This window comes from Guyparkeria halophila (assembly GCF_034479635.1).
GTDB classification, from domain to species: domain Bacteria; phylum Pseudomonadota; class Gammaproteobacteria; order Halothiobacillales; family Halothiobacillaceae; genus Guyparkeria; species Guyparkeria halophila.
Genome location: NZ_CP140153.1, coordinates 1782233 through 1807502, shown reverse-complemented (window position 1 = coordinate 1807502; position 25270 = coordinate 1782233). Strand labels below are relative to the sequence as shown.

The following is a 25270-nucleotide window of genomic DNA, read 5'->3' as shown; positions in this document are numbered from 1 at the left end:
GCGACCGGCTGCACGCCGGCCCCGCCCCGACCACTCCACAAGGTGAAACCGTCGATGGACAAGAAGCTGCTCGATATCCTGGTGTGTCCCGTGACCAAGGGGCCGCTGATCTACGACAAGTCGAACGGCGAGCTGATCTCGCTGTCGGCCCATCTGGCCTATCCGGTCCGTGACGGCATCCCCGTGATGCTGGAGGACGAGGCCCGCCGGCTGTCCGATGAGGAATACCAGGCCTGGCGCAAGAAACATCCGGCCAATGGAGAGACGGGCTCATGATGGCCGAGAACGACTGGATCATTATCCCGGCGCGGCACGATTCCAGCCGCCTGCCGGGCAAGCCGCTGGCCGACATTGGTGGTCGACCGATGATCCACTGGGTCTACGAGCGGGCCGTGGCGGCCGGCGGGGAACACGTGGTCATCGCCACCGATGACGAACGCATCCAGGAGGCGGCGGCCGAGATCGGTGCGCGCGCGATACTGACCAGCGAGGGGCATGAGTCCGGGACCGACCGGCTGGCCGAGGTGATCGACTTCCTCGAGCTCCCCGATGACACGGTCGTGGTCAACCTGCAGGGTGACGAACCGATGATGCCTCCCGTGCTGCTCGCCCAGGTAGCCAACTTGCTGCGCGCCAAGCCCGAGGCGGCGATGGCGACCCTGATGGTACCGATCACCGGGCGCGACGAATTCCTCTCCTCCGATGCGGTCAAGGTGGTCGCCAATGAGCGCGCCGAGGCGATGTACTTCTCGCGTGCGCCGATCCCGTTTCACCGGGATGGGGTGCCCGAATCGGGCAAGGCGGGCCTGTTCGGTTTCCGTCACCTGGGCTTGTACGCCTATCGCGCCGGCTTCCTGCGCCGCTTCGTCGCCTCGGGTAGCCCGGAGATCGAGCGACTCGAAAAGCTCGAGCAGCTGCGCGCCCTGTCGATGGGGGAGATCATCGCCATCGAGATCGCCGAGATCACGCCACCGCCGGGCGTGGATACCCAGGCAGACCTGGAACGGGTGCGCCGGCTGTTGGCCGAGGAGGCGGCCGACTGAGTAGAGCGGGGCGCTAGTCCCGCGGGGTGTCGCGTTTGCCCTTGCGCTTGAGATAGATGAAGCCGGCCACGCCCCAGCCGATCAGGAACAGTACGCCGGCGCCGTGACCCAGCCAGAGGGTGGCGGCCATGATGCTGCCCAGGACCAGGGTGATAATCAGGAATTCGAGGGTGCTGCGCTGGATGACCATGTCGTTCAGGTGGTGCAGTCGCTTGAGTCGGGGGTGTCGAGGAATTCGGTATCCTCGTCGGAATAGGCCGGTTGGCAAATACACAACAGCCGCAGCGGGACGTCGCTTCTGGTCTCGAGCCGGTGCGGCTGACCGGGGGCGATCCGGATGATATCACCCGGCACCACAGCCAGACGCTCGTCGCCCAGCTCCAGCACACCGGCGCCGTCGAGGATCTGATAGACCTCCTCGGCGATGGGGTGGCGGTGCAGGCGGGTCGACCGCCCCGGTTCCACGGTCGCCTCCGCCACGCTCAGGCGGTCGATGGCGTGACGGGACGGATGCAACAGTTCGCGCACGGCCGAGCCATCGGGGGCCGTGATCGGCTCGACGACGCTGCGGTGGTTGAGGTAGCTCGAGCGGTCAGGCCCCGAACGCCGGCGTTTTGCCATTGCAGGCTCTCCTTTCCGAATACATTGAACAAGGGCAGATCATGACAGAAATCTCCTCCAATCTTCCCGAGACGGGGCCGGACTCTCTCGACGACGACACCCTCTTCGCCGAACTGGTCGGACAGACGGCCCGGATCGAATGGGCGGAGCTCGAACGCTTCTTCGCCAAGGGACAGATCCTCAAGATCGCGCCAACCCTGGACCTGGTCGACGTCGCGATGGCGGTGGTGCGTGATCGTGCCGAATCGGTGAATGCCTGGCAGGAGGCCGGTCAGATCGATGCGTTGGACACCGATACCGCGCGCCGTTGGGCAGCCGGCGAGGCGACCCTGTGGGCGGTGGTCACGCCGCCGTGGATCCTGGTTCAGGAGTCGGACGAGGCGCCCGTCCGCCACTGACCCTCACGCCGGCGTGCGCGGATTGGCATTTGACGGCCATGTGGACTACAAGTTAGCCGGCTAACCAAACTTTCCGGGGAAACCCTACCCGATTCGATCACGCCGCGGCGGTTCGCCAAGGGCCCATTGGCGGCGTTGCCGTGCCAGGCTCGGCCCGAGAGATCACTCTGGGCTCGGCGTCGGCTGCCGGTTTGTTGGCGAACAAACCCAAGAGCCAGAGGCGCCATCGAATCGCGCAGCGTTTCCCTAGCCGGCCCAGACCCGATCGCCAGCCGGTGTCGTCAACAACCGTGCTTGAGGTTCCATGAGTCAGGATTCCGTGTTGCTCACCCCGGTCACCCTCGGTGATCTCTCCCTGCCCAATCGCATCATCATGGCGCCCCTGACCCGCTGTCGTGCCACGGTGCCGGGCAACGTGCCCAACGAGATGATGCGCACCTACTACCGGCAGCGCGCCGGTGCCGGACTGATCATCAGCGAGGCCACCCAGGTGGTGCCGGAGGGTCAGGGGTATCCGGCCACGCCCGGCATCCACAGCGACGAGCAGCAGGCCGGCTGGCAGATGATTACCCGGGCGGTGCATGACGCCGGCGGGCGCATCGTCCTGCAGCTCTGGCATGTCGGGCGGGTCTCGCACTCGGACTTCCAGCCCGGCAACAAGCTGCCGGTGGCGCCGTCGGCGATCGCCATTGACGGCGAGGGCTACGTGCCGTCGGGTGAGAAGAAACCCTTCGAGACGCCGCGTGCGCTGGAAACCGAGGAAATCCCCGACCTGGTCGAGGCCTACGCGCGGGCCACCGAGCGTGCGCTGGCGGCCGGCTTCGACGGGGTGGAGGTCCACGCGGCCAACGGGTACCTGATCGACGAGTTCCTGCGCGATGGCACCAACAAGCGGACCGACCGCTACGGGGGCACGCTGGAAAATCGCATGCGCCTGTTGCGCGAGGTGCTCGCGGCCGTGATCCGTGTGGCTGGCGCCGAACGGACCGGCGTGCGCATCTCGCCGCTGCAGCCGTTCAACGGCATGTACGACAGCGATCCCTGGGGCACCTTCTCCTACGTGGTGCGCGAGCTCAATGCCTTCGGGTTGGCCTACCTCCACATCGCCGGGATGGGCGAGGGCGCGCCGGGTGAGGCGGGGCCCGCCTTCGATCTTACCGATCTCGTCCCCCTGTTCGACGGCGCGGTGATCCGCAACTTCCAGTACGACCAGACACGCGCCGAGCGCGACGTCGAGCAGGGCCACGCCACGGCCGTGGCGTTCGGCGTGCCGTTTATCGCCAGCCCGGATCTCGTCGAGCGTTTCCGCCGTGATGCGCCGCTCAATGAACCCGATACCTCGACCTTCTACGGTGGAGGGGAGAAGGGGTACATCGATTACCCCGCATTGGACCCGGCGTAAGCCGGCTCCGTACCGAAACGGGTCGACAGAACCCGACGATGACGACAACCACCCAACCAACCCCAGAGGAAAGCTCCATGCAATTCACCAAGAACGCGATTCGCAATACGGTTCTCGCCGCCGGTCTTGCCCTGTCTGGCAATGCCGCCATGGCCCAGTCCGATCAGCCCATGACCGTGAGCATCGACCGCCTGTCGATGGAGATGGCGTTAAAGGCCGCGCAGGCCACCATGGAGGCCTGCCGTGAGGAGGGCATCCAGGTGGGCGTGACCGTGGTCGACCGTGGCGGTAACGAGCAGGTCGTGCTGCGTGACGTGCTTGCCCCGGACCTGACGCTGCGCATTTCCAAGCTCAAGGCCTACACCGCCATGTCGTTCAACTCGGCCACCTCGGCGATCGAGGATCGCGGTGCCGGTGCCTTGGGCCACGTGCCGGGCCTGATGTTCGGTGCCGGTGGCGTGACCATCGAGGCCGGCGGCAAGACCTATGGCGCGATCGGCGTCTCGGGTGCGCCGTCCGGCGAGACCGACGAGATGTGCGCGCGCAAGGGCGCCGAAGCCGTCGCCATGGATCTCGAGTTCCTCTGATCCACGTTGTTGATGGCCAGGCCACCATCGGGTGGATGTGGCGTCCTGCTGGCCCGGCATCGCCGGGCCTTTTGCGTTTGGCCTGTGGGGCGAGTGGCGTGACGGTCGGCGGTGAGAGTTTCATGGCCGTGGCGTCGGCGCTGGCCAAGCCGTGTTTCAATGGCTTAGCCCGGCAGGGCGCTCATGACCGCATTTTTATGGTCCCGGGTGTTGACGCACCCCGGGTGGATCATTAATATGCCGCCCCACGTCGAGAGACGTATTCCCCGATAGCTCAGTTGGTAGAGCAAGTGACTGTTAATCACTGGGTCGCTGGTTCGAGTCCAGCTCGGGGAGCCAAAGCGCCCGTAGCTCAGTTGGATAGAGCGTGCGGCTACGAACCGCGAGGTCGGGGGTTCGAATCCTCCCGGGCGCACCATCTTAGTCCCCATCGTCTAGAGGCCTAGGACACCGCCCTTTCACGGCGGTAACAGGGGTTCGAATCCCCTTGGGGACGCCATATAGTCGGGCAGTGCGTGTCACGCGTGCTGCCTTACTTGTTGGTCACGTGGAAACGTGGCCGGCCCGGCCGGGGTCGCTCCCGGCCTTTCAACTAGGTCCCCATCGTCTAGAGGCCTAGGACACCGCCCTTTCACGGCGGTAACAGGGGTTCGAATCCCCTTGGGGACGCCATACTTGTCCGGCCGGCGGAAAGTCCGCTGCCACGCCTGAAACCCTGCCAGCACGCTTGCTGGCAGGGTTTCTTCGTATGGCCTCGCCATTTCTCAGTGCGTTGCTGCGACATGCTTTTTATGCGCGTGATCGGATATAGGCGTTGCCCGTGTCATCATGGGCGCCGCGGCGGTCTTTTTCTGCCCTCACCATTTCATCCCAGGGAACGGGTTAGCAGGTTGTTAAACGAATGCCGGACAATGCTCCGACCCGGGATGCATCGCCGTCGAGAAACCCAGATATTGCCTCGCTCCCCGGCGATAAGCTCGACGTCTTTGGATGCTTGGCTGATGCCACCTACGACGCGGTGCTGATCACCGACGCGGAGGTCGCTTTTCCCGGGCCGCGGATCGTCTACGTCAACGAATCTCTGTGCCAGATGGCCGGCTACCGGCCAGAGGACTTGATCGGTCGGACCCCGAGGATATTCCAGGGGGCGGAGACCGATCGATCCGTACTCGACGAGCTACGGGCCTGTCTCGAGCAGGGTCGTCCGTTCGAGGGCTCGACCATCAATTATCGGCGCGATGGCAGCCCGTACCTGGTGCAATGGAAGACCGTGCCGGTTCCCGATGACACGGGACAGCCCCGCTATTTCGTTTCGGTGCAGAAGGACCTGACGCACCTGATCCGAGCGGAGAGTTTTGCCGACACGCTGCTCAAGAGCCTCGGCGAGGGCGTGTTCGGCATCGATAGCGAAGGTCGCTTCACGTTCCTCAATCCCCAGGCCCTGGCCACGCTGGGCTATGCCAGCCAGGACCAACTGCTGGGGCGGCCGAGTCATGAGTTGATCCACACCGATCCCTCCGGCCGCCATGCGCATCCCATCGAGGATTGCCTGGTCCACCGCGTTCTTCGCACTGGCCAGCGGCTCGACGCCCAGGAAGATACCTATTTCCGCGCCGACGGCACGCCGGTGCCAGTCGAGGTATACGCCACGCCGATCCAGACACTCGACCGCCGCCTGGATGGCGTGGTGGGGGTGTTTCGCGACATCAGTGAACGTCTGGCGACCCGCAGGGCGCTGCAGGAGCGCAACGAGCGCCTGGAAAGCGTGATCGTGGGTGCCAACGCCGGCACCTGGGAGTGGGACCTCGAAAGCGACGCGTTGACGGTCAACGACATCTGGCTCCAGTTGCTGGGGCTTGAGCGCGCCGATAGCGAAACGTTGTGCGGCAAGGACTGGCGCGAGCGAGTCCATCCCGAGGATTGGCCGCTGGTCGAGCGCCAGATCCAGCGCTACCTGGACGGTCAGGATCGTTATTACGAGGTCGAGTTTCGCATTCGGCATGCCCAGGGCCACTGGGTCTGGCTGCTGGCGCGGGGCAAGATAAGCGCCCGGGATATGGCCGGCAAACCGTTGCGCTTTGCCGGCACGCACCTGGATGTCTCCGCGATCAAGCACAGCGAACAGGCGCGTCTGGACAGTCAGCGCAAATACCGCGCCCTGTTTGATGCCATGAACGATGTCGCCGTGGTGTTCCCGTTCGAGGCAGCGGGGTTCGGCGGGTTCGTCGAGGTGAACCAGGAGGCCTGTCGGCAACTTGGCTACGGCCGCGACGAATTGCTGCGTCGAGGCCCGGGTGACCTGGTTACGCGGCACACGTTGCGGCGTTTCGATCAGGAGGCCTGGCGGGAGGGTTTCCGGTGACGAGGTCACGATCGGATCGAGACGACCCTGGAGCTGGCCGACGGTCGCCATGTGCCCTACGAGGTGAGCCTGCGGCTTCTCGACTATGACGGTGAGGCCATGATCCTGGCGATCGCCCGGGACGTGTCTGACCGGCATCGCTGGGAGGCCGATCTGCTGCGATCCACCGTGGTGTTCGACAGTTCGGATGAAGGCATCGTGGTCACGGATGCCCGCTCGCGGATCATCTCGGTCAATCCCGCCTTCGAACGGGTCACGGGATACCGCCGTGACGAGGTGATGGGCAGGAATCCGAAGTTGCTGTCTTCCGGACGACATGACCCGAGCTTCTACCACGACATGTGGGATGCGCTGCTGACTCGCGGGCGCTGGCAGGGCGAGGTGTGGAATCGCCGCAAGGATGGCGAGCTGTTCCTGGAGTGGCAGACGATCAATGCGGTGCGCGACGCCAATGGCCGGATCGTGAACTACATCAGCGTTTTCTCCGACATCACGCGCGCAAGGCAGTCGGAGGAGGCGATCCGTTTTCTCACCGATTTCGATCCCCTTACCCATCTGCCCAACTGGTCGCACTTCACCCGTCGGTTGGGCGAGGTGCTGCACGACGAAGGGGAGGCGGCAGTCGTGCACCTGGACCTGAATCGATTCAAGTCGATTAATGACACCTTTGGCCATGCCACGGGCGATCAGGTGCTGATGCGCGTTGCGGGGATGCTCGACGAGCGGGTACAGCCTCCCAACCTGGTCGCCCGTTTCAGTGCCGACGAGTTCGTGGTCCTGCTGACAGGGGCCGACCGCGCGGCCGCCGAGGCGTTTGCTCGGTCGCTGCTGACGTGGCTAGCCAGCCCGGTGGATGTCGGCAAAATAGAAATGGTCCTGACGGCCTCGATCGGCATCGCGGTCTCGTCCCGCGTTGGCGCTGAAGCGTCTGAGCTTATCCGTCAGGCGCATGCCGCGGTTGATCATGCCAAGGGCGAGGGGCGCGGTACCGTGACGGTTTTCGAGCCCGGCATGGCCGAGTCGCGACGCGATGAATTGATCCTCGAGGGCGCGCTCAAGCGGGCGCTCGACAATGGCGAGCTGGTTTGTCATTACCAGCCCCAGGTGAGTTTGAGCACGGGACGGATTCTGGGGTTGGAGGCACTGGTGCGCTGGCAATCCCCCGAGATGGGATTGGTCTCGCCGGGGCGCTTTATCCCGGTAGCCGAGACCAGCGGCCTGATCGTTGCGCTGGGCGCACATGTGCTGCGGGAGGCCTGTCGTCAATACATGCGCTGGTTTGACCAGGGGGCGAACCCGGGGCGGATGGCCGTGAACGTCTCGGGGCGGCAGCTGCGATCGGGCTCGTTGGTCGCGCTGGTGAAGGCGGTGCTCGAGGAGACCGGCATGCCGCCGGAGTCCCTGGAGCTCGAGATTACCGAGACCTTCCTGGTGGAGGATCTCGCGATTGTGCCGATCCTCAGCGACCTCAAGGCCCTGGGTGTGCGTCTTTCGATTGATGATTTCGGCACCGGGCATTCCTCGCTGGCCCGACTCAAGGACCTGCCGGTGGACAAGCTCAAGATCGACCAGTCGTTCGTCCGCGGCCTGTCCGAGGAGGGGGATGATCAGGCGATCGTTCGGGCGATCGTGGCACTCGGAGGGAGCATGGGGCTGGATGTGCTGGCCGAAGGGGTGGAAACCGAATCCCAACGCCATTTCTTGCAGTCGCTCGGCTGCGAGGTGGCCCAGGGTTACCTGTTCAGCCGTCCGGTGGCTGCCGGCGATGTCTCTCTGCAGGCGGTATTTCCGTAGGGGCCGTCTGGGCGAATAGCCAATGCCTCTGGCTTCCCCTGGGATTTCTGATCCGGTTATCCAGACCGATTAACCAGACCGAAAACGGCCCGCCGAACTTTCCCGTTGGCGGGCCGTCTTTTTGGGCGTGGGGAATGTCTCCCGCCCGGTCGGGCGTGCCGCCTTAGCGCGGACCAGCACCCATTCCGGCACCGGGGCCGCCATTCATGCCGGCGCCGCCCGTGCCGGCGCTCAGGCCACCGGTGGTCGGCGAGCCACCGAGCTTGCCATAGGCGCCTTGTTCCATCACGCCCAGCATTTCGTCCTCGCCCGGCGTGTCCACGCTCTGTTCCAGGTTCTCGTCGTGGTACTGCATCAACAGGTCGTCTTCCGGGGTGGCCCAGGGGTTGGCATGGCCGGCATGGGCGGCGCCGGTCACCAGGACAGTGCCCAGCAGGGTGAAAAGGAGGGTGGATCGCATGGGTAAACCTCGTCGGTCTGGATGTCGTTTTCTGCCCGTGCTCGAACGGACTGCGTGTTCCGACTCATAGAAATATAAATCGTTCCATAAGTACAGCTCATGGCCGGGGCGTGAAATGGACTCGGCAGCCGGCGATGAGGACTGCTTTACTCCATGCGGCCTATGCGAATGTCCATCATCGAGAGGAGTGCCATGCCATGGGCACACGAACCGAAGACAAGCCGCGCGACTTCGTCATCCATTGGCATGACGCGAGTCAGCGCCATTTCGATGTGCGCCTGGAGGTCGACGGGGTGCTCAAGTCCTGGGCCGTGCCCAAGGGGCCCTCGACCGATCCGTCCGAGAAGCGCCTGGCCATCGAGGTCGAGGATCACGCGCTCGACTACGCCGATTTCGAGGGCGTGATCCCGGAGGGCGAATACGGTGCGGGGACGGTGATGGTCTGGGATCGCGGCACGTACCGAAACCTCGACGACGACCAGTCGGTAGCCGACGGGCTGGAGCAGGGCCTGGTCGAGGTGTGGCTCGACGGCGAGAAGATCCGTGGCGGTTACGCGTTCAAGCGCATCCAGGGCGGTGACAAGCCACAGTGGCTGCTCATCAAGATGCGGGACAAGGCGGCGGATGCGCGCCGCAACCCGGTGTCCACCGAGACGCACTCGGTCAAGAGCGATCGGACGCTGGACGAGATCCGGCAGCAAGAGACGTCGGCATGACCGCGCCGAGCGACGTCTCCCGCCCCGACAAGATCCTGTATCCCGATGCGGGATGGACTAAGGCGGACGTCGTGGGCTATTACCGTCGGGTAGCCGAGTACATGCTGCCGCACCTCGAGGGACGACCGCTGACATTGCACCGTTTTCCCGACGGCATCGAGCACGAGGGATTCTTCCAGCAGGCACGAGCCGGGCATTTCGCCGATCGGGTCGGCAGCCTGCGAATTCGTCACGACCAGCCGACCGGATCGGTCGAGCACATGCTTTGCGAGGATGTCGACTGCCTGGCCTTTCTCGTCGACCAGGGGACACTGACCTTCCACCGCTGGGCGGCCCGACGCGGGGCGATCGACCGGCCGGATCTGATGATCTTCGATCTCGACCCGCCCGACGGCGACATGGGGTTGCTGAAACGTGCCGCGCGCCGGGTCGCTGCCCTCATGCGTGACTGCCAGCTGTCGCCGTTCGTGATGACCACCGGTTCCGCCGGTCTGCACGTGGTCGCACCGTTGCAGCCCCGCTCGGATTTCGACGCGGTACGCGGTCTCGCCACGCGCATGGCCGAACGCCTGGTGGTCGAGTATCCCGATGAGCTCACCACCGAGCAGCGTATCGAGGCCCGCGACGGGCGCTTGTATCTCGATGTGATGCGCAATGCCTTCGGCCAGACCGCCGTGGCGCCGTATTCCCTTCGGGCCCGGCCGGGCGCGCCCGTGGCCACCCCACTGGACTGGGTCGAGCTCGACAAGGGTGACTTGCGGCCGGACGGGTACACCCTCGAGAACCTCTTCCGCCGGCTGGGGCAGAAAGGCGATCCCTGGGCGCGGATGTTCGAGCAGGCGATTGACTTGCCCAAGGCCTGGAAGGCCTTCGAGGCCTTGGACTGAGCCTGATCAGTCGTTGATCGAGTAGGCGTCGGGCGGCGGAACCTGCTGGCATTCCCGGGTCTCGCCATCACGCGTGAGGCGCCCCTCGGTGCCCTTGCCCCAGAACGTCATCTCGCCGTTTTCGTCTTGGTAGCGCGAGCCCGACGCGCTCTGTTGGCGCTGCATCAGGACCGTCTCGCCGTCCACGCTGAACCGGATCTGGTCACGACGAATGACGTCGAAGACCACCGACTGGCCCTGGCAGTCGAAATGGTAGGTTCGCGTGATCGGCTCGAGCATCATGGCCAGGGTGCGCCCCTGCGCGTCGCGCAGCAACAGACGCTCGCCGTCGGTGTCCCACGCCCGGGTGTGCTCGAGAGCCTGGACAAAGGCGGCCTCCTGGGCCATTGCCGACTCCCCGCAGCTCTTGCGCGTGAGGGCGATCTCGCCATAGCCGTCATCGCCTAGCGGGCGCCGGTACTGGTTGCAGCCGGCAACCCCGCTGAGATTGCCCTCGGAGTCGACCACCAGGTCGGTGATTGACGGGTCGATGCTTTCGAGACCGGCGACGTTCGCCAGTCGCCAATGCGTGTCGGTCGGCGGGGTGGGGGCGGCCTGCGCCGCCGGGACGAGCAGACCGGCGACCAGGCCGAAGGCGAGGGCGCGAGCGCCGCGAGCAGGAAAAAGGCTTCCCATGAGACGTGACTCCTTGTCGAGGGGTAAGTGGTTGCGTATCAGTGGTTGCGTATCAGTTCTGTTGCGACCTGATGAAATCGTCCAGGGCGACGGCCGTTTCCCGGGGCAATTGGCGTTGCAGATCGGGGTGCAGCCCGCGCCCGGATTCACCGGTGATCGGCTGGGTCCAGGTTGGCTGCGTCATCGAGCGCGGCCGGCCGAGATAATCCACCTGAAAGGCATCGGCGCCGCCCTCGGCGCGCATGATCAGGGCAGGCGGCTCGTCGTGGATCTCGATTACCGTGCCGCGCTGGTCGCCGATCTGGATTTCGCGCCCGATCAGAGGCTCTAGCAGGGTAAGAATCGTGTTCATGGCATCCGTCGGCCGGGCAAGCGTGCTCGCCAAAATGTAGGCTACTCTGAAAGGTCGGTCGGGCCGGTTTTCGACACGGCCGGCTGATCAATCCGAGTCCAACCAAACATGGGATGGTAGCAGGAGCGACCACCAATGCGTTTCGACCTTTTGGCCAATGAGACCCTCTATCGCGGGTTTTTCTCCCTGCAGCGATATCGACTGCGCTTCGAGTATTTCGACGGCAGCTGGTCCGAGCCGATCGAGCGCGAGATCTTCGAGCGAGGCCACGCCGTGGCGGTACTGCCTTATGACCCCGAGCGCGGCGAGGTGGTGCTGATCGAGCAGTTTCGTCCCGGCGCACTGGATGCCCCGACCGGCCCGTGGCTGGCCGAGATTGTTGCCGGGATGGTCGAGCCGGGCGAGTCGGCCGAGGACGTCGCCCGGCGCGAGTCGGACGAGGAGGCGGGGCTGGCCATCGACGAGCTCTATCCGCTGACCCGCTACTGGGTCAGCCCGGGCGGGACGACCGAAAGCATCTACCTGTTCCTCGCCCGCGTGAATACCGCAGAGATTGACCGCGACGGTGATGGCCTGGTCGATGGCCGGTTCGGCCTCGACCACGAGCACGAGGACATCCGGGTACGCGTGGTGCCGATCGAGCAGGCACTCGCCGATGTCGAGGGCGGGCGCATCGTGGCCGCCGCGCCGGTCATCGCTCTGTTGTGGCTCGACCGATTGCGTCTGCAGGCCAAGCTTTGACGGTAAGCGGCGGCCCTGCGCGCCGGATTTGATAGAATCCCGCCTCTTTCGAATTTATTGCGATCGGCCGGCCGGGCCGGCGCGAACACCATCATTACCCAGAATTCATGATCACAAGCCGTTGAGGGTCACCCATGCTTGAAGCCTATCGCGAACACAAGGCCGAACGTGCCGAACAGGACATTCCGCCGCTGGCACTGACTGCCGAGCAGACCGCCGACTTGATCGAGCTGATCAAGAACCCGCCGGCCGACGTCGACAACGACGAGCTCAAGTACCTGCTCTCCCAGCGCGTGCCGCCGGGCGTGGACAAGGCCGCCTACGTCAAGGCGGCCTTCCTCGCAGATCTTGCCAAGGGCGAGGCCGAATCCCCGCTGATCGACCGCCACGAAGCGGTGGAACTCCTGGGCACCATGATGGGTGGCTACAACGTCGACCCGCTAATCGATGTGCTCGACGACGAGGTCGTGGGTGACGATGCCGTCAAGGCACTCTCTCGGCTGGTGATGGTCTACGACGCCTTCCGCGACGTCGAGGACAAGTACCGCGAGGGCAGCAAGAATGCCGGTCGCGTGCTCGAGTCCTGGGCCAACGCCGACTGGTTCAAGGCCAAGCCCAAGCTCGAGGAGGAGATCCAGGTGATCGTCCTCAAGGTGCCGGGCGAGACCAACACCGATGACCTCTCCCCGGCCCAGGAGGCCTGGAGCCGCCCGGACATCCCGCTGCATGCCTGCTCGATGCTCCAGTCGAAGATGCCCGAGGCGCTCGACACCATCAAGGAGCTGAAAGAGTCGGGCCACAAGATCGCCTACGTGGGCGACGTGGTCGGCACCGGCTCCTCGCGCAAGTCAGCGATCAACTCGGTGCAGTGGCACATCGGCCGCGACATCCCGAATGTGCCCAACAAGCGCACCGGCGGGGTGGTGCTCGGCGGCAAGATCGCGCCGATCTTCTTCAACACGGCCGAGGATTCCGGCGCCTTCCCGATCGAGTGCGATGTCGATGCGATGGAGACCGGCGACGTGCTCACCATCCGTCCGTTCAAGGGCGAGATCCTCAAGAACGGCGAGGTGATCACCACCTTCAATATGCGTCCGAGCACGCTGCCCGACGAGGTGCGTGCCGGCGGCCGTATCCCGCTGATCGTCGGCCGGGGCCTGACCGGCAAGGCGCGCGAGTCGCTCAAGATGGAACCGTCCGACGAATTCCTGCGCGCCGAGCAGCCGGAAGACACCGGCAAGGGCTTCACGCTCGCGCAGAAGATGGTCGGCCGCGCCTGCGGTGTCGAGGGCGTGCGCCCGGGCACCTACTGCGAGCCGAAGATGACCACCGTCGGCAGTCAGGACACCACCGGCGCGATGACCCGCGACGAATTGAAGGAACTGGCCTGCCTGGGCTTCTCCGCCGATCTGGTCATGCAGTCGTTCTGCCACACCGCGGCTTACCCGCGGCCGGTCGACGTCGCCCTGCAGCACGAGCTGCCGGAGTTCATCTCCACCCGCGGCGGTGTCTCGCTGCGCGCCGGTGACGGCGTGATTCACTCCTGGCTCAACCGCATGATCTTGCCGGATACCGTCGGTACCGGCGGCGACTCGCACACCCGTTTCCCGCTGGGGATCTCCTTCCCGGCCGGCTCCGGCCTGGTGGCCTTCGCCGCCGCGCTGGGCGTGATGCCGCTCGACATGCCCGAATCCGTGCTGGTGCGCTTCAAGGGCGAGATGCAGCCGGGTATCACGCTGCGTGATCTGGTCAACGCGATTCCCTACAAGGCCATCCAGAGCGGTCAGCTGACCGTCGAGAAGAAGGGCAAGCAGAACGTCTTCAACGGCCGCGTGCTCGAGATCGAGGGCCTGCCGGACCTCAAGGTCGAGCAGGCGTTCGAGTTCGCCGATGCCTCGGCCGAGCGCTCGGCCAACGGCTGCACCGTGCGCCTCGGTCGCGAGCCGATCCAAGAGTTCCTCAAGAGCAACATCACGCTGCTCGAGTGGATGATCAGCCAGGGCTACGAGGACAAGCGCACCCTGGGCCGTCGCATCGAGGCCATGCAGGGATGGCTCGATAACCCGGAACTGCTCGAGCCGGATGCCGATGCCGAGTACGCCGAGATCATCGAGATCGATCTCAACGAGATCACCGAACCGTTGCTCGCCTGCCCGAACGACCCGGACGATATCAAGCCGCTTTCCGAGGTCGCCGGCGATCCGGTCCAGGAGGTGTTCATCGGCTCGTGCATGACCAACATCGGCCACTACCGGGCCGCGGGCAAGGTGCTCGAGTCGAGTGGTGCGTCGGTGCCGACCCGGCTGTGGATTGCCCCGCCCACCCGCATGGACCAGCACCAGCTTTCCGAGGAGGGTTACTACAACATCTTCGGTCGCGCGGGTGCCCGCATCGAGATGGCCGGGTGCTCGCTGTGCATGGGCAACCAGGCGCGCGTGGCCGACGGGGCGACGGTGATGTCGACCTCGACGCGCAACTTCCCCAACCGCATGGGCAAAGACGCGCGCGTCTACCTGGGCTCGGCCGAGCTGTCCGCGGTGACCGCGATTCTCGGCAAGCTGCCGTCGGTCGAGGAGTACCAGGAACACGTCGCCCACCTGGCGACGATGTCGGCCGAGATCTATCGCTACCTCAATTTCAACGAGATCGAGGAGTACCAGGAGGAGGCCACCAAGGGGCTGCAGATGCTCAAGGACATCCCCGTGGTCACCGCCTGATCGGCACCCATCCTCTCCCCGGTCATGCCGCCGGGGCGACGCCAGTTAAGGAAACTCTGCACGAACAGCACGATCCGTGCAGCGCTCCCTCGGGGACTTGTCGCGCGTATTGAGAATCGCCGGTCGGCAGGCTAGCTTGTTGATTTGCGGCGGGAACGTCTATGCTCGTTTGCAAGTCGCGTGCAGACAGGCAGTCACGGAGGTCCTCGATGAACAGGCGAATGACCATGGAGGTGGAGCCGGCCGAAGACCACGCGGTCGCGACCGATTCCCGGTTTGCGCAACTGTTGGCGCGGGCCGATATCCGTATCGACGGCGATCGTCCCTGGGACATTCGTATCCGTGATCCACGGGCGGTCGAACGCATCCTGGGCTGGGGCAATCTCGGTCTGGGCGAGGCGTTCATGGCCGGCTGGGCGGAGATCGACCGGGTGGACGAATTCGTCGATCGCGTATTGCGGGCCGAATTGACCCGCGAGGTCGGCCGATCCCCGCGCCTGTGGTGGCCCGCGCTCAAGGCGCGCCTGCTCAATTGCCAGACACGATCGCGTTGCTGGGAAGTGGGCGAGTATCACTACGATCTCGGCAACGACTTTTACCGCGACATGCTCGACCCCCGCATGACCTACACCTGCGGGTTCTGGGGCGACGGGGCCGAGACGCTGGCCGAGGCCCAGGAGCACAAGCTCGACATCATCTGTCGCAAGCTCGAGCTCAAGCCCGGCCAGCGGTTGCTCGACATCGGCTGCGGCTGGGGCAGTTTCATGATCTACGCCGCCGAGCATTACGGCGTGGAGTGCGTGGGCCTGACCATCTCGAAGGAACAGGCCGCCCTGGGCCGGGATCTGGCGGGCGATCTGCCGGTGGAATTCCGGCTAATGGACTATCGCGACGTCGACGAGCCCTTTGATCATGTCGTGTCGGTGGGCATGTTCGAACATGTCGGCCGTCACAACTACGACGAATACATGCAAGTCGCCCGTCGCTGCCTCAAGCCCGACGGGCTTTTTTTGCTGCACACGATCGGCACGAACCGCGAAGGCTCGCCGCCGGACCCCTGGGTCGGCAAGTACATCTTCCCCAACGGCGAGTTGCCGGCCATGCAGCAGGTTATCGATGCCTGCGAGGGGCGCTTCGTGGTCGAGGACATGCACAATTTCGGCGCCGATTACGATCACACCCTCATGGCGTGGTACGAGAACTTCGAGCAAGCCTGGCCCAAGTGGCGCGAGGCGTATGGCGAGACGTTCGGTCGGATGTGGAAATACTACCTGCAATCCTGTGCCGGCGGCTTTCGCGCCCGCCAGATCCAGTTGTGGCAGTTCGTCCTGTCGCCGACCGGCGCCCGCGGCGGCTATCGCCGCCCGGTGTGAGCCTCGCCCGGGTAGCCCGGGTAGCCCGGGTAGCCCCGGCGGCCTCAGCCATTGCGCGCGCCGATCACCACCATGGCGACCAGCAGCGCCAACACCAGGCCGATGACGAACGCCAGGTCGCGCCAGTAACGCCAGTCCTCGCGCGGGTGGCGGGAAAACGACCAGCCTTGCCGGCGCGGGGGCAGCGTCGCCGGTCGAGGCGAGGGCGGCCGCTCGTCGGGGCGTTTGCGCCGGCGACGCAGCGCGAGCAGGAGCATGACGACAGCCACCAGGACGATCAGCAAAAGGTCCATGATGTCCGCCTACGACCCGTTGCCGTTTTCCGGGCCACCGAGGTCCTCGAGGCGCACCCGGTAGGCTTCTTCCAGTGAGGTAATCCCGGCACGCGCCATCTCGAGACCATGACGCGTCAGCGTGCGCATGCCCTTGTCCACGGCCAGCTGACGAAGCTCCTCGGTGGTGATGCCGTGGGCGATGCGATTGCCCATGTCCCGGTCGACCACGATCAGCTCGTAGGCCATGGTGCGACCGACGTAGCCGGTCTGATCGCAATGATCGCAGCCGGTCGAGTGCCAGAAGGTCTCGTTGGAATCGCAGCCCATGGTCTCGCACACAAGCGCCTCCGGCTGGTGCTTCTTCTTGCAGTGCGAGCAGAGGATGCGCACCAGGCGCTGGGCCAGCACGGCCATGACTGTCGAGCTGACCAGGTACGGGGCGACGCCCATGTCGACCAGGCGGGTCACCGCGCTGGGCGCATCGTTGGTATGCAGGGTCGAGAACACCAAGTGGCCGGTGAGGGCGGCCTTGACGCCGCTTTCGGCGGTTTCCAGGTCGCGCATCTCGCCGATCATGATCACGTCCGGATCATGACGGAGGATGTTGCGCAGCGCCCGGCCGAAGGTATACCCGATGCCGCTGTGCACCTGGACCTGATCGATGCCGTCCATGTCGTACTCGACCGGGTCCTCGACCGTGATGATGTGCGGATCGGCGGCCTTCACTTCCTGGAGCAGCGAATAGAGCGTGGTGGTCTTGCCCGAGCCGGTCGGTCCGGTGACCAGGATCATGCCCTGGGCGCGGGCGATCAGGTTGCGGATGATGCGCTCGTCGCTCTTGGAAAAGCCCAGCGCGTCCAGCGGCTTGAGGCCCATGTTCTTGTTCAGGATGCGGATGACCACGCTCTCGCCGTTGAACGCGGGCATCACCGAGATGCGCAGATCCACTTCCTGCTTGCCCATGTGCACGCGGGCGTGGCCATCCTGGGGCAGGCGGTGCTCGGCGATGTTCATGCGGCCGAGGATCTTGATGCGCGCCACCACGGCCAACAGTTGGGCCTTCTCGATCGAGCGGATCGTCTGCAGGGCCCCGTCGAGGCGAAAGCGCACCAGCACATTGTCGCGCCGCGGCAGGAAATGGATGTCCGAGGCGCCGCGGCTGATCGCCTGCATCAACAGCGTGTTGACCATCTTGACCACGGGCGCACTGGTCGCCTGGTTCTCGATCTCCGGTTCCGGGTTCGGCGTCGGTGCTGCGTTCTCGTCGTCGTGGCGAAGGAACGACTCGTGATCGGCCCCGACCGACTCCACGCGGTAGGCACGGTTGATCGCACTGGCGATCTGGTGGGCCGTGGCCAGCACCGGCTCGATGCCCAGCCCGGTGTAGAATCTCAGGATCGACAGCAGTTCCTGGTCGGTCGGTCGGGCCGATGCCACCACCAGCACGGAATTCCGGCGCGCCAGCGGCAGCGCATTGAGACGCAATGCCATCTCGTAGGGAATCTGCGCGGCGACCTCCGGTGGCGGCACGAAGGCGCCGAGATTGACCTGCGGGATGCCGAGTTGCGAACAGAGCGCCTGTTCGAGCTGCTCGGGTGAGATGATCTTGCGCTCGACCAGCCAGTCGCCCAGGTGGGTGGCCGGGTGATGGCGCAACGACTCCAGTGCGCTCTCCAGCGCCTCGCGACTCAGCGCGCCGCGCTGCACCAGGACCTCGCCCAGGCGCTGGACCCGCGCGTTGCGCGCCGAATGCAGTGCCTCGTTGATGTCCGTCTCGCTGCCGATGCGCATTACCGGCATGGCCTGGGCCGTTTCCGTCATCGTTTGTCCTCGTTACGTAAGGAAGCTCAGCACGAATACCAGACCAGAGTGGTATGGCATTCGTGCAGAGTTTCCGTAATGTGCGAATCATCGCATACCGCCCGCCATATCCGCAGGCCCCGATTCCCGGCGTGTTAGGCTGCCGCGGTCCCTTTGTCTATCAGCACGAAACCGATCCGTCCATGAGCGAAGACCAGCCATTCTGGCGCCACAAGCGCCTCACCGAGATGAGCCCGACCGAATGGGAATCGCTTTGCGATGGTTGTGCCAAGTGCTGTCTGGAGAAGGTGGAGGACGAGGAGGGCGATGTCTACTACACGGATGTCGCCTGTCACCTGCTGGACGCCGGCACCTGCCAGTGCAGCGACTACCTCAACCGCCAGATCCGGGTGCCCGGCTGCGTCTGGCTGCGCCCCGAGGACGTCGAGGAATTCGACTGGCTGCCGCCCACCTGCGCCTACCGGCGTATTGCCGAGGGGCGAGACCTGCCACCGTGGCACCCGCTGCTCACCGGGGATCCGGCCAGCACCATGACCAGCGGCTACTCGGTGGCCGGTCGCGCGGTGATCGCCGAGAACGACGAGCGTGACTCGATCGACTGGGAGGCACACGTGGTCGACTGGCCGCTCGAGGAGAGTGACTAGGCAAACGCTGCGCGACTCCGATAGCACGCTGGCTTGACGAGCCGTTCGGGATCAAGGCGACGCAATACCGGTCACGGACGGCTCGCCAAGCCGCGCAGAGCGATATCCGATTCGTGCCGAGTTTCCCTCGCCCGGTTCAATCGAGGCGAACCACCCGCAGGCGCAGGGCGTTGCCGATGACGCTTACCGAGGAAAACGACATCGCGGCCGCGGCGATGATCGGTGAGAGCAGCACGCCGAAGAACGGGTAGAGCAGGCCGGCGGCGATCGGAATGCCCGCCGTGTTGTAGGCGAAGGCGAAGAACAGGTTCTGGCGAATGTTGCGCATGGTCGCCCTCGACAGGCGATGGGCCTGAACCAGTCCGTCGAGATCGCCGCGCAGCAGGGTGATCCCGGCACTCTCGATGGCCACGTCCGTGCCGCTGCCCATCGCGATGCCGACGTCGGCGGCGGCCAGTGCCGGGGCATCGTTGACCCCGTCGCCGGCCATGGCGACCACGCGCCCTTCTGAGCGCATCTGCGCGATCACCTCGCTCTTGCCCTCCGGCAGGAGATTGGCCCGCACCTGGTCGATGTCGAGCTGCCGGGCGACGGCGCGGGCGGTCTCTTCCGAATCGCCGGTGAGCATGACCACCTCGAGCCCGGCCTGTTGCAGGCGGTGAATGGCATCGGCGCTCGATTCGCGAATCGGGTCGGCGATCGCCAGCAGGCCGGCGGCCTTGCCGTCGATGCCCACGAAGATCACCGTCGCTCCCTCCTTGCGCCACGACTCTGCCGTGTCCGCCAATGACTCGATGCTCACGTCGTGGTCGTTCATCAGGTGCTGATTGCCCACCAGCACGGTTCGACCGTCGATCTGGCCGGTCACGCCCTTGCCGTTCTCGGCATCGAACTCCTCGGCGTCGGGCAGATCGAGTTGCCGTTTGTGGGCCTCGGTCACGATCGCCTCGGCCAATGGGTGCTCGCTGCCTTGCTCGAGCCCGGCCACCAGGCGCAGCAGGTCGTCTTCCCCGGTCGACTCGGCCGCTTGAATGCGGGTCACGCGTGGCCGGCCCTCGGTCAGGGTGCCGGTCTTGTCGATCACCACCGTGTCGACCTGCTCGAGCCGTTGCAGGGATTCGGCATCACGAATCAGTACCCCGGCGCGCGCGCCGCGGCCCACCCCGACCATGATCGACATCGGGGTTGCCAGGCCCAGGGCGCAGGGGCAGGCGATGATCAACACGCTGACCGCGGCGATCAGGGCGTAGGCCATGGGCGGCTCGGGGCCGACGGCCGACCAGATGATGAAGGCAATCACCGCCGCGGCGATGACGCTGGGCACGAACCAGGCGGCCACGCGGTCGGCCAGCCCCTGGATGGGCGCGCGGCTGCGTTGGGCCTTGGCGACCATCTGCACGATGCGCGAGAGCATGGTGTCGCGGCCGACCTTGTCGGCGCGCATCACGAAGCTGCCCTGGCCGTTGATGCTGCCGCCGATGACCGTGTCGCCCGTCTGGCGGGTGACCGCCATCGGCTCGCCGGTGATCATCGACTCGTCGATATTGGAACGCCCCTCGAGGATTTCGCCGTCCAGCGGAACACGATCGCCGGGACGCACCCGCAGGTGGTCGCCAATCTCGACCTCGTCGAGCGAGACGTCCTGCTCGCCGCTGTCGGTGATTCGCCGGGCGGTGGTCGGGGCCAGGTCGAGCAGGGCGCGGATGGCCCCGGAGGTCTTCTCGCGGGCGCGCAATTCGAGGACCTGGCCCAGCAGGACCAGCACCGTGATCATCGCCGCGGCCTCGAAATAGACGGCCACCGAGCCGTCGGCCTGCCGGAACGCCGCCGGAAAGATGCCGGGCGCGGCGGTGGCGATCAGGCTGTAGGCCCAGGCCACGCCGGTACCCAGCGCGATCAGGGTGAACATGTTGAGCTGGCGGTCGACCACGGAGCGCCAGCCCCGCACGAAGAACGGCTTGCCGGCCCACAGGACCACCGGGGTCGCCAGCAGCAGCTGGATCCAGTGGTTCGCCTGGGGGGTGATCCAGCGATCGATGCCGAGGAAATGGCCGCCCATGGCCAGGAGGAACAGCGGCAGGGTCAACAGCGCGCCGATCCAGAAACGCCGGGTCATGTCGAGCAACTCCGGGTCGGGGCCGTCATCGCGACTGACGGTTTCCGGCTCCAGTGCCATGCCGCAGATTGGACAACTCCCCGGGCCCTGCTGGCGGATCTCCGGGTGCATCGGGCAGGTATAGATCGCCCCTGCGCTGACCTCCGGGTCCTCGGCGGCCGCCGAATCGTCCGACGGGTCATCGTCGGAGAGGTAGCGTTCGGGATCGTCGTCGAAGCGGGTCTGGCAGTGGGCCGAGCAGAAGTGGTACGTCTCGCCGTCGTACTCGCTGCGATGTTCGCTGGTCGCCGGATCGACCTGCATGCCACAGACCGGGTCGGTGACGTATTCGCGGCGCTCGTCTTGCTGCTCGCTCATCGGGGCCTACCTCGAATGGATGTGAGACGGCTGTCTCGATCGAGCCTAGACCCCGGCCGGCGCCGGTGTCGGGCCGGCGCGTCGACCGGCCCGTCTCAGCGCTTGAGCTTGTCTCTGAGGCATTCCATGAGCTTGGCCTCGTCCGGCGGCCCGCCATTCTGCTGGGCCTGCCAGAGGGCCTCGCCCAGGCAGTCGATCATCTCGTGTTCGGCCTCGAGCGGATCGGCCTTCTTCAGGGCCAGTTCCGAATGCACCGAGCGGATGCCGGCCGGGCGGTCGGTCTGCACCATCTCGCGCAGGGACAGGTGCATGCTCATGTGCAGGAACGGGTTGGTCACGCCCATCTCCGGCGGCCAGTCGGCCTCCAGGGCGAACTCGGGCTGGTCGAGCAGCGAGTGGTATTCGGGGTGGTCGCGGATCACCTCGAAAATCATCTGCTCGATTGGCGCCAGCGGCTTTTTCTGTTTGCCCTTGCTCCAGGCATCGATGAAGGGCTGGCGCATCTTGCGGCGGTCGCTGGAATACATGCTCAAATCTCTTCGGTGGCGTAGCGGGCGATCAGCTCGGGGCTGCAGTCCTCGGTCTTGTCGCGGAAGTCGCACAGGTCGCAGACGATACAGGCGCCGCAGTCGGGCTTGCGGGCCTTGCAGACGTAGCGGCCATGCAGGATCAGCCAGTGGTGGGCATCGAGGCGGTATTCCCGGGGGATCACCTTCAAGAGCCGGTCCTCGACCGCGCGCACGGTCTTGCCCTTCGCCAGCCCGGTGCGGTTGGCGACGCGAAAGATGTGCGTGTCGACGGCCATGGTCGGCTGGCGAAAGACGGTGTTGAGCACGACGTTGGCCGTCTTGCGGCCCACGCCGGGCAGGGCCTCGAGTGCATCGCGATCGGCGGGCACCTCGCCGCCGTGCTTGTCGATCAGTTGTTGGCAAAGGGCGTAGACGTTCCTGGCCTTGGTCTTGTACAGGCCGATGGTGCGAATCGCTTCGGTCAATTGGTCGAGCCCCAGGTCGATAATCGCCTGTGGCGTGTCGGCGCGTTGGAATAGCGGCCGGGTCGCCTTGTTCACGCCCGCATCGGTCGCCTGGGCGGACAACACCACGGCGACCAGCAGTTCGAAGGCTGAGTTGTACTCGAGCTCGGTGGTCGGCTCGGGACGTTGGCGCTTAAAGCGCGCGAACATCTCGCGTCGGGTGCGGGGGTTCATGCGGTCCGGGTCACTCGGGAATCGGGTGGTGCGCTGCATGATAAACTCCGCGCCCTCGTCAATGAACCGTCAGACGCATCGGCGTCCGGGAGAGTCGAAAACGTGGAGAAGTCATCGGGAGTCGGCCCATTGGGAACCGTCGGGGCCGTTTGGGGCGTGCTGGGTCTGTGCGCGCTGCTGCTCTGGGCGATCTACCGCCTGTCCTTCTATGCCATCGAGGCCTGGGCCGAGCCCTGGGCCTGGTGGCACTGGGCGTTCTTTGCCGGCTGGATGGTGTTCATGCTGTACAGCGAGGGCTACAAGGGATTTCAGAAGGGGTTCTCGCCGCGGGTGGTCGCCCGGGCGGTCCACCTGTCGCGTCACCCGGTCGCCTGGCATGTGCTGCTCGCGCCGCTGTACTGCATGGGCTACATCCACGCGACGAAGAAACGCCGCATCGTGGCCCTGTCGGTGACCGCCGGCGTGGTCGTGCTCGTGCTCGTGGTCGGCCTGCTGCCCCAGCCCTGGCACGGCATCGTGGATCTGGGTGTGGTCGCCGGGCTTGCCTACGGGGTGATCGCGATTCTCGCCTTTGCCCTCAAGGTGCTCGTCGGCCGGCCGCTCGACTGGCCCACCGACGTTCCGGGGAGCGAGCCCCAGGCGGGCTAGGGCGAGCGGCATGGCGAGATCGGACAACGAGCGCAATCGACTCTCGCGGGTAGTGACCCGCACGGGCGACCGCGGCGAGACCGGGCTGGCCGACGGGCGGCGTCTGGCCAAGGATGCGCTCACGATCGAACTGCTGGGCGAGCTCGACGAGCTCAATGCCCGCCTGGGAAGCCTGAGCGTTTCGCTGACGGCCGAGCCCGACGGGCTGGGATTCGTCCGCGAGCAGCAGCAGGCGGTCTTCGATCTGGGCGGGTTCGTCGCGATGGGGGACATGGCCGCGGCGAGCCAGTTGCCGTCACTCGAGCGCCTGGACGCCTGGATCGAGGCCGGCAATCGCGACCTGCCGCCGCTCAAGGAATTCATCCTGCCGGGCGGTACCGAGGCCATGGCGCGCGCACACCTGGTAAGGACCGCGACCCGTCGTGCCGAACGGCTGGCCTGGTCCTGGTGCCAAGAAGGTAACCAGGAGGGTAACCAGGAAGGTGATCAGGCCGACGAACGCCGCGCACTGGCCGCCTACCTGAACCGGCTGTCAGATGCCTGGTTCGTGTTCGCCCGGCTGCTCGATCGCGACGGCCAGTACACGGTCTATTGGCGCGGTACGGACGTCTCGGGTTGAGTTGAATCGTCCGCCCGGTCGGATGCCGGCTGGGTGGCGCCCAGCGTCGTCTCGCCCATGTCCTCCTCCCACTGCCGGCGGTGTTCGGCAAAGCGTGCCAGGGCCGGGATGGCCTTCACCAGCGGCCCGGGGAAGTGGGGTGCGCTGCCCTCGATCGCCTGCTCCACCGCCGCCAGCGTGATGCGCTCGCCCGGGCGGGCCGGTAGAAAGCAGGTGGTGTCGGCCGGTTCGGTGATGCGCAACAGATCGGCCTCCACCAGCTTTTCCAACAGCGGATCGATCCAGACCGGGGCCAGTTCCCGGTAGTGCTCTACTCGCTCGGCCAGTTGGTCACGGTCCGGCGGCAGTTTGCCGGCCTCGAAGCGACCCTCGATCTCGTCGAGCAGCACGATGGCCGCCGCCAGGCGCGTCCCCGGGTGTACCGGTGCGGGCTTGCCCAACGTCAGTCGGTCGCTGTGCTGCCAGGCATAGCTGATGCCTGCGCCCACCAGCACGATCATCCAGGCGATCTGCAGCCAGATCAGGAACAGCACCAGTGAGGCGAACGCCGAATACACGGCGGTATAGCTGGTCGATCCGGCGACCAGTCCGCCGAACAACAGTCCCAACAGATTCCAGAGAATCGCGGCCACCAACCCGCCGACCAACGCCGAGCCAGGCCGCACCCGCGTGTTGGGGATGAACAGGTAGAGAAAGGCGAACGCGCCGGTCCAGATCGCCAGCGGGACGAGATACCCGAGCCACTTGAGCAGGGTGGCCAGCACCGACAGGTCGGCAAACTCGCGAACGCCGGGGGCGGCAAGCAGGGTGGCGGTCAGGCTGCCGGCAGCGATCACCAGCACCGGGCCGACCATCAGTACCGACAGGTAGTTGGCGAACCGTGCCGACATCGATCGCAGTTGGTGCACGTTCCAGATGTGGTTGAAGACCCGTTCGATCTTCTGCATCAGGGCGATGACCGTGAAGAAGAGCAGGGCGATACCGACCGCCCCCAGGACGCCGACCCGGATGTTGTCGACGAAGTCGAGCAACCGCAGCGTCAGTTCGTCCGCGGCCTCGCCCAGCGGCGCCATCACCGAGAGCAGGAACGGCTCGATCACCGAGGCCGAGCCGAAGGCCTTGAGCACCGAGAACGCCACCGCCAACAGTGGCACCATCGACAGCAGCGTGGTGTAGGACAGGCTCATCGCGTTGAGCTGCAGGTCCCCGCGCGACGCCGAGGACAGCACGCTCAATATGGCGCGGGTCAGGCGCTGCGCGGTCCGGCCGACGCGGCTGGTCGGTCGGTGATGCCAGATCCAGCGTTTGGCCGAGTTGAGCCATTGGCGGGGCGTGAAGGGGATCATCGATCAGCCGGGTCCTTGTCGTGGCTTGGTGGAGCGACGGGTGGTCGCGTCAACGGCATGGGCCATGTGCGTGTGGCGGCAGAGCGTGCCGGATCAATGCTTGTGGCAC

The 25270-nt window shown here is 65.7% G+C and carries 26 protein-coding genes and 4 tRNA genes; 19 read left to right on the top strand and 11 right to left on the bottom strand.

Translation table 11 applies throughout. The features are described 5' to 3' along the window. Window positions 1–54 precede the first annotated feature (54 nt). Together SR882_RS08210 and kdsB are read left to right on the top strand one after the other, a co-directional pair. Window positions 55–276 (top strand): Trm112 family protein, encoded by a 222-nt coding sequence (locus SR882_RS08210; RefSeq protein ID WP_322520767.1) that lies wholly within the window; start codon window positions 55–57, stop codon window positions 274–276. Beyond that, a complete protein-coding gene (kdsB, locus tag SR882_RS08205) occupies window positions 273–1043 on the top strand; it encodes a 3-deoxy-manno-octulosonate cytidylyltransferase (RefSeq protein ID WP_322520766.1) in 771 nt (256 codons plus the stop codon). The genes SR882_RS08210 and kdsB overlap by 4 nt, the downstream gene beginning before the upstream one ends. A gap of 13 nt (window positions 1044–1056) precedes the next feature. Here the strand turns inward: kdsB and SR882_RS08200 are convergent, their stop codons facing one another. Both SR882_RS08200 and SR882_RS08195 read right to left on the bottom strand, forming a co-directional pair. Further along, window positions 1057–1233 (bottom strand): hypothetical protein, encoded by a 177-nt coding sequence (locus SR882_RS08200; protein WP_322520765.1) that lies wholly within the window; start codon window positions 1231–1233, stop codon window positions 1057–1059. 5 nt (window positions 1234–1238) lie between these two features. Next, window positions 1239–1664 carry a cupin domain-containing protein gene (locus SR882_RS08195; RefSeq protein WP_322520764.1) on the bottom strand — a complete coding sequence of 142 codons (426 nt, stop codon included), beginning with the start codon at window positions 1662–1664 and terminating at the stop codon, window positions 1239–1241. A gap of 41 nt (window positions 1665–1705) precedes the next feature. Between SR882_RS08195 and SR882_RS08190 the strand changes: the two genes are divergently transcribed. The 9 genes from SR882_RS08190 to SR882_RS08150 all read left to right on the top strand — a co-directional run bounded on the left by SR882_RS08190 (window position 1706) and on the right by SR882_RS08150 (window position 8207). Continuing rightward, complete coding sequence (locus tag SR882_RS08190; RefSeq protein WP_322520763.1) at window positions 1706–2062, top strand: DUF2288 domain-containing protein; 357 nt, start codon at window positions 1706–1708, stop codon at window positions 2060–2062. A 304-nt stretch (window positions 2063–2366) separates the two neighbouring features. Then, window positions 2367–3464 (top strand): alkene reductase, encoded by a 1098-nt coding sequence (locus SR882_RS08185; protein WP_322520762.1) that lies wholly within the window; start codon window positions 2367–2369, stop codon window positions 3462–3464. A 77-nt stretch (window positions 3465–3541) separates the two neighbouring features. Next, window positions 3542–4051 (top strand): GlcG/HbpS family heme-binding protein, encoded by a 510-nt coding sequence (locus SR882_RS08180; protein ID WP_407653311.1) that lies wholly within the window; start codon window positions 3542–3544, stop codon window positions 4049–4051. Window positions 4052–4314: 263 nt separating this feature from the next. Next, a tRNA-Asn gene (locus tag SR882_RS08175) sits at window positions 4315–4390 on the top strand. Between the two features lie 2 nt (window positions 4391–4392). Next, a tRNA-Arg gene (locus tag SR882_RS08170) sits at window positions 4393–4469 on the top strand. A 5-nt stretch (window positions 4470–4474) separates the two neighbouring features. Next, window positions 4475–4550, top strand: a tRNA-Glu gene (locus SR882_RS08165). 97 nt (window positions 4551–4647) lie between these two features. Then, window positions 4648–4723, top strand: a tRNA-Glu gene (locus tag SR882_RS08160). A gap of 322 nt (window positions 4724–5045) precedes the next feature. Then, window positions 5046–6413, top strand: coding sequence for a PAS domain-containing protein (locus SR882_RS08155; RefSeq protein ID WP_322520761.1), 1368 nt, complete (start codon window positions 5046–5048; stop codon window positions 6411–6413). Window positions 6414–6476: 63 nt separating this feature from the next. Beyond that, a complete protein-coding gene (locus tag SR882_RS08150; RefSeq protein ID WP_322520760.1) occupies window positions 6477–8207 on the top strand; it encodes a putative bifunctional diguanylate cyclase/phosphodiesterase in 1731 nt (576 codons plus the stop codon). Between the two features lie 163 nt (window positions 8208–8370). Here SR882_RS08150 and SR882_RS08145 read toward each other — a convergent pair whose 3' ends face one another. Next, window positions 8371–8667: a hypothetical protein gene (locus SR882_RS08145; protein ID WP_322520759.1), complete on the bottom strand. Its 297-nt coding sequence runs from the start codon at window positions 8665–8667 to the stop codon at window positions 8371–8373. 134 nt (window positions 8668–8801) lie between these two features. Between SR882_RS08145 and SR882_RS08140 the strand changes: the two genes are divergently transcribed. Together SR882_RS08140 and ligD are read left to right on the top strand one after the other, a co-directional pair. Then, window positions 8802–9383, top strand: a complete 582-nt coding sequence (locus tag SR882_RS08140) for a DNA polymerase ligase N-terminal domain-containing protein (RefSeq protein WP_322520758.1) — start codon at window positions 8802–8804, stop codon at window positions 9381–9383. Further along, complete coding sequence (ligD, locus tag SR882_RS08135; RefSeq protein ID WP_322520757.1) at window positions 9380–10270, top strand: non-homologous end-joining DNA ligase; 891 nt, start codon at window positions 9380–9382, stop codon at window positions 10268–10270. The genes SR882_RS08140 and ligD overlap by 4 nt, the downstream gene beginning before the upstream one ends. 6 nt (window positions 10271–10276) lie before the next feature. Here ligD and SR882_RS08130 read toward each other — a convergent pair whose 3' ends face one another. Together SR882_RS08130 and SR882_RS08125 are read right to left on the bottom strand one after the other, a co-directional pair. Continuing rightward, window positions 10277–10945, bottom strand: coding sequence for an META domain-containing protein (locus tag SR882_RS08130; protein ID WP_322520756.1), 669 nt, complete (start codon window positions 10943–10945; stop codon window positions 10277–10279). A gap of 52 nt (window positions 10946–10997) precedes the next feature. Beyond that, on the bottom strand, window positions 10998–11297 hold the full coding sequence (locus SR882_RS08125; protein ID WP_322520755.1) for a hypothetical protein: 300 nt from the start codon (window positions 11295–11297) through the stop codon (window positions 10998–11000). 135 nt (window positions 11298–11432) lie between these two features. On the opposite strand from SR882_RS08125, the gene SR882_RS08120 reads away from it, so the two are divergent. From SR882_RS08120 to cfa, 3 genes are all read left to right on the top strand, one after another. Continuing rightward, window positions 11433–12038, top strand: coding sequence for an NUDIX domain-containing protein (locus tag SR882_RS08120; protein ID WP_322520754.1), 606 nt, complete (start codon window positions 11433–11435; stop codon window positions 12036–12038). Window positions 12039–12172: 134 nt separating this feature from the next. Further along, on the top strand, window positions 12173–14755 hold the full coding sequence (gene acnB, locus SR882_RS08115; protein WP_322520753.1) for a bifunctional aconitate hydratase 2/2-methylisocitrate dehydratase: 2583 nt from the start codon (window positions 12173–12175) through the stop codon (window positions 14753–14755). A 209-nt stretch (window positions 14756–14964) separates the two neighbouring features. Continuing rightward, window positions 14965–16128, top strand: a complete 1164-nt coding sequence (gene cfa / locus SR882_RS08110) for a cyclopropane fatty acyl phospholipid synthase (RefSeq protein ID WP_322520752.1) — start codon at window positions 14965–14967, stop codon at window positions 16126–16128. Between the two features lie 44 nt (window positions 16129–16172). On the opposite strand, the gene SR882_RS08105 is transcribed toward cfa, so the two are convergent. Both SR882_RS08105 and SR882_RS08100 read right to left on the bottom strand, forming a co-directional pair. Beyond that, the gene (locus SR882_RS08105; RefSeq protein WP_322520751.1) at window positions 16173–16421 is read right to left on the bottom strand and encodes a hypothetical protein; all 249 of its coding nucleotides are present in this window, start codon (window positions 16419–16421) and stop codon (window positions 16173–16175) included. Between the two features lie 9 nt (window positions 16422–16430). Next, window positions 16431–18224, bottom strand: coding sequence for a GspE/PulE family protein (locus tag SR882_RS08100; RefSeq protein WP_322520750.1), 1794 nt, complete (start codon window positions 18222–18224; stop codon window positions 16431–16433). Window positions 18225–18406: 182 nt separating this feature from the next. Between SR882_RS08100 and SR882_RS08095 the strand changes: the two genes are divergently transcribed. Then, a complete protein-coding gene (locus SR882_RS08095; protein ID WP_322520749.1) occupies window positions 18407–18868 on the top strand; it encodes a YcgN family cysteine cluster protein in 462 nt (153 codons plus the stop codon). Between the two features lie 136 nt (window positions 18869–19004). On the opposite strand, the gene SR882_RS08090 is transcribed toward SR882_RS08095, so the two are convergent. The 3 genes from SR882_RS08090 to nth all read right to left on the bottom strand — a co-directional run bounded on the left by SR882_RS08090 (window position 19005) and on the right by nth (window position 22548). Further along, window positions 19005–21341 (bottom strand): heavy metal translocating P-type ATPase, encoded by a 2337-nt coding sequence (locus SR882_RS08090; RefSeq protein ID WP_322520748.1) that lies wholly within the window; start codon window positions 21339–21341, stop codon window positions 19005–19007. 95 nt (window positions 21342–21436) lie between these two features. Then, on the bottom strand, window positions 21437–21868 hold the full coding sequence (locus SR882_RS08085; RefSeq protein WP_322520747.1) for a DUF1841 family protein: 432 nt from the start codon (window positions 21866–21868) through the stop codon (window positions 21437–21439). 2 nt (window positions 21869–21870) lie between these two features. Beyond that, window positions 21871–22548 carry an endonuclease III gene (gene nth / locus SR882_RS08080; protein ID WP_322522404.1) on the bottom strand — a complete coding sequence of 226 codons (678 nt, stop codon included), beginning with the start codon at window positions 22546–22548 and terminating at the stop codon, window positions 21871–21873. Between the two features lie 102 nt (window positions 22549–22650). On the opposite strand from nth, the gene SR882_RS08075 reads away from it, so the two are divergent. Together SR882_RS08075 and SR882_RS08070 are read left to right on the top strand one after the other, a co-directional pair. After that, window positions 22651–23196, top strand: coding sequence for a hypothetical protein (locus SR882_RS08075; RefSeq protein WP_322520746.1), 546 nt, complete (start codon window positions 22651–22653; stop codon window positions 23194–23196). A gap of 10 nt (window positions 23197–23206) precedes the next feature. After that, on the top strand, window positions 23207–23815 hold the full coding sequence (locus tag SR882_RS08070) for a cob(I)yrinic acid a,c-diamide adenosyltransferase (RefSeq protein ID WP_322520745.1): 609 nt from the start codon (window positions 23207–23209) through the stop codon (window positions 23813–23815). Here the strand turns inward: SR882_RS08070 and SR882_RS08065 are convergent. Next, window positions 23785–25161 (bottom strand): YihY/virulence factor BrkB family protein, encoded by a 1377-nt coding sequence (locus SR882_RS08065; protein WP_322520744.1) that lies wholly within the window; start codon window positions 25159–25161, stop codon window positions 23785–23787. The two genes, SR882_RS08070 and SR882_RS08065, sit on opposite strands and share 31 nt — an antisense overlap. Window positions 25162–25270 lie beyond the last annotated feature (109 nt).

Excerpts from the sequence above, each read along its gene's own strand:
- nth (WP_322522404.1), bottom strand. The coding sequence starts at position 22,548 with ATGAACCCCCGCACCCGACGCGAGATGTTCGCGCGCTTTAAGCGCCAA.
- SR882_RS08125 (WP_322520755.1), bottom strand. The coding sequence starts at position 11,297 with ATGAACACGATTCTTACCCTGCTAGAGCCTCTGATCGGGCGCGAAATC.
- SR882_RS08145 (WP_322520759.1), bottom strand. The coding sequence starts at position 8,667 with ATGCGATCCACCCTCCTTTTCACCCTGCTGGGCACTGTCCTGGTGACC.
- kdsB (WP_322520766.1), top strand. The coding sequence starts at position 273 with ATGATGGCCGAGAACGACTGGATCATTATCCCGGCGCGGCACGATTCC.
- SR882_RS08070 (WP_322520745.1), top strand. The coding sequence starts at position 23,207 with ATGGCGAGATCGGACAACGAGCGCAATCGACTCTCGCGGGTAGTGACC.
- SR882_RS08090 (WP_322520748.1), bottom strand. The coding sequence starts at position 21,341 with ATGAGCGAGCAGCAAGACGAGCGCCGCGAATACGTCACCGACCCGGTC.
- SR882_RS08185 (WP_322520762.1), top strand. The coding sequence starts at position 2,367 with ATGAGTCAGGATTCCGTGTTGCTCACCCCGGTCACCCTCGGTGATCTC.
- SR882_RS08085 (WP_322520747.1), bottom strand. The coding sequence starts at position 21,868 with ATGTATTCCAGCGACCGCCGCAAGATGCGCCAGCCCTTCATCGATGCC.
- SR882_RS08210 (WP_322520767.1), top strand. The coding sequence starts at position 55 with ATGGACAAGAAGCTGCTCGATATCCTGGTGTGTCCCGTGACCAAGGGG.
- SR882_RS08140 (WP_322520758.1), top strand. The coding sequence starts at position 8,802 with ATGAGGACTGCTTTACTCCATGCGGCCTATGCGAATGTCCATCATCGA.
- SR882_RS08180 (WP_407653311.1), top strand. The coding sequence starts at position 3,542 with ATGCAATTCACCAAGAACGCGATTCGCAATACGGTTCTCGCCGCCGGT.
- SR882_RS08190 (WP_322520763.1), top strand. The coding sequence starts at position 1,706 with ATGACAGAAATCTCCTCCAATCTTCCCGAGACGGGGCCGGACTCTCTC.
- SR882_RS08105 (WP_322520751.1), bottom strand. The coding sequence starts at position 16,421 with ATGGACCTTTTGCTGATCGTCCTGGTGGCTGTCGTCATGCTCCTGCTC.
- SR882_RS08100 (WP_322520750.1), bottom strand. The coding sequence starts at position 18,224 with ATGACGGAAACGGCCCAGGCCATGCCGGTAATGCGCATCGGCAGCGAG.
- SR882_RS08130 (WP_322520756.1), bottom strand. The coding sequence starts at position 10,945 with ATGGGAAGCCTTTTTCCTGCTCGCGGCGCTCGCGCCCTCGCCTTCGGC.
- ligD (WP_322520757.1), top strand. The coding sequence starts at position 9,380 with ATGACCGCGCCGAGCGACGTCTCCCGCCCCGACAAGATCCTGTATCCC.
- SR882_RS08200 (WP_322520765.1), bottom strand. The coding sequence starts at position 1,233 with ATGGTCATCCAGCGCAGCACCCTCGAATTCCTGATTATCACCCTGGTC.
- SR882_RS08095 (WP_322520749.1), top strand. The coding sequence starts at position 18,407 with ATGAGCGAAGACCAGCCATTCTGGCGCCACAAGCGCCTCACCGAGATG.
- SR882_RS08120 (WP_322520754.1), top strand. The coding sequence starts at position 11,433 with ATGCGTTTCGACCTTTTGGCCAATGAGACCCTCTATCGCGGGTTTTTC.
- acnB (WP_322520753.1), top strand. The coding sequence starts at position 12,173 with ATGCTTGAAGCCTATCGCGAACACAAGGCCGAACGTGCCGAACAGGAC.
- cfa (WP_322520752.1), top strand. The coding sequence starts at position 14,965 with ATGAACAGGCGAATGACCATGGAGGTGGAGCCGGCCGAAGACCACGCG.
- SR882_RS08065 (WP_322520744.1), bottom strand. The coding sequence starts at position 25,161 with ATGATCCCCTTCACGCCCCGCCAATGGCTCAACTCGGCCAAACGCTGG.
- SR882_RS08195 (WP_322520764.1), bottom strand. The coding sequence starts at position 1,664 with ATGGCAAAACGCCGGCGTTCGGGGCCTGACCGCTCGAGCTACCTCAAC.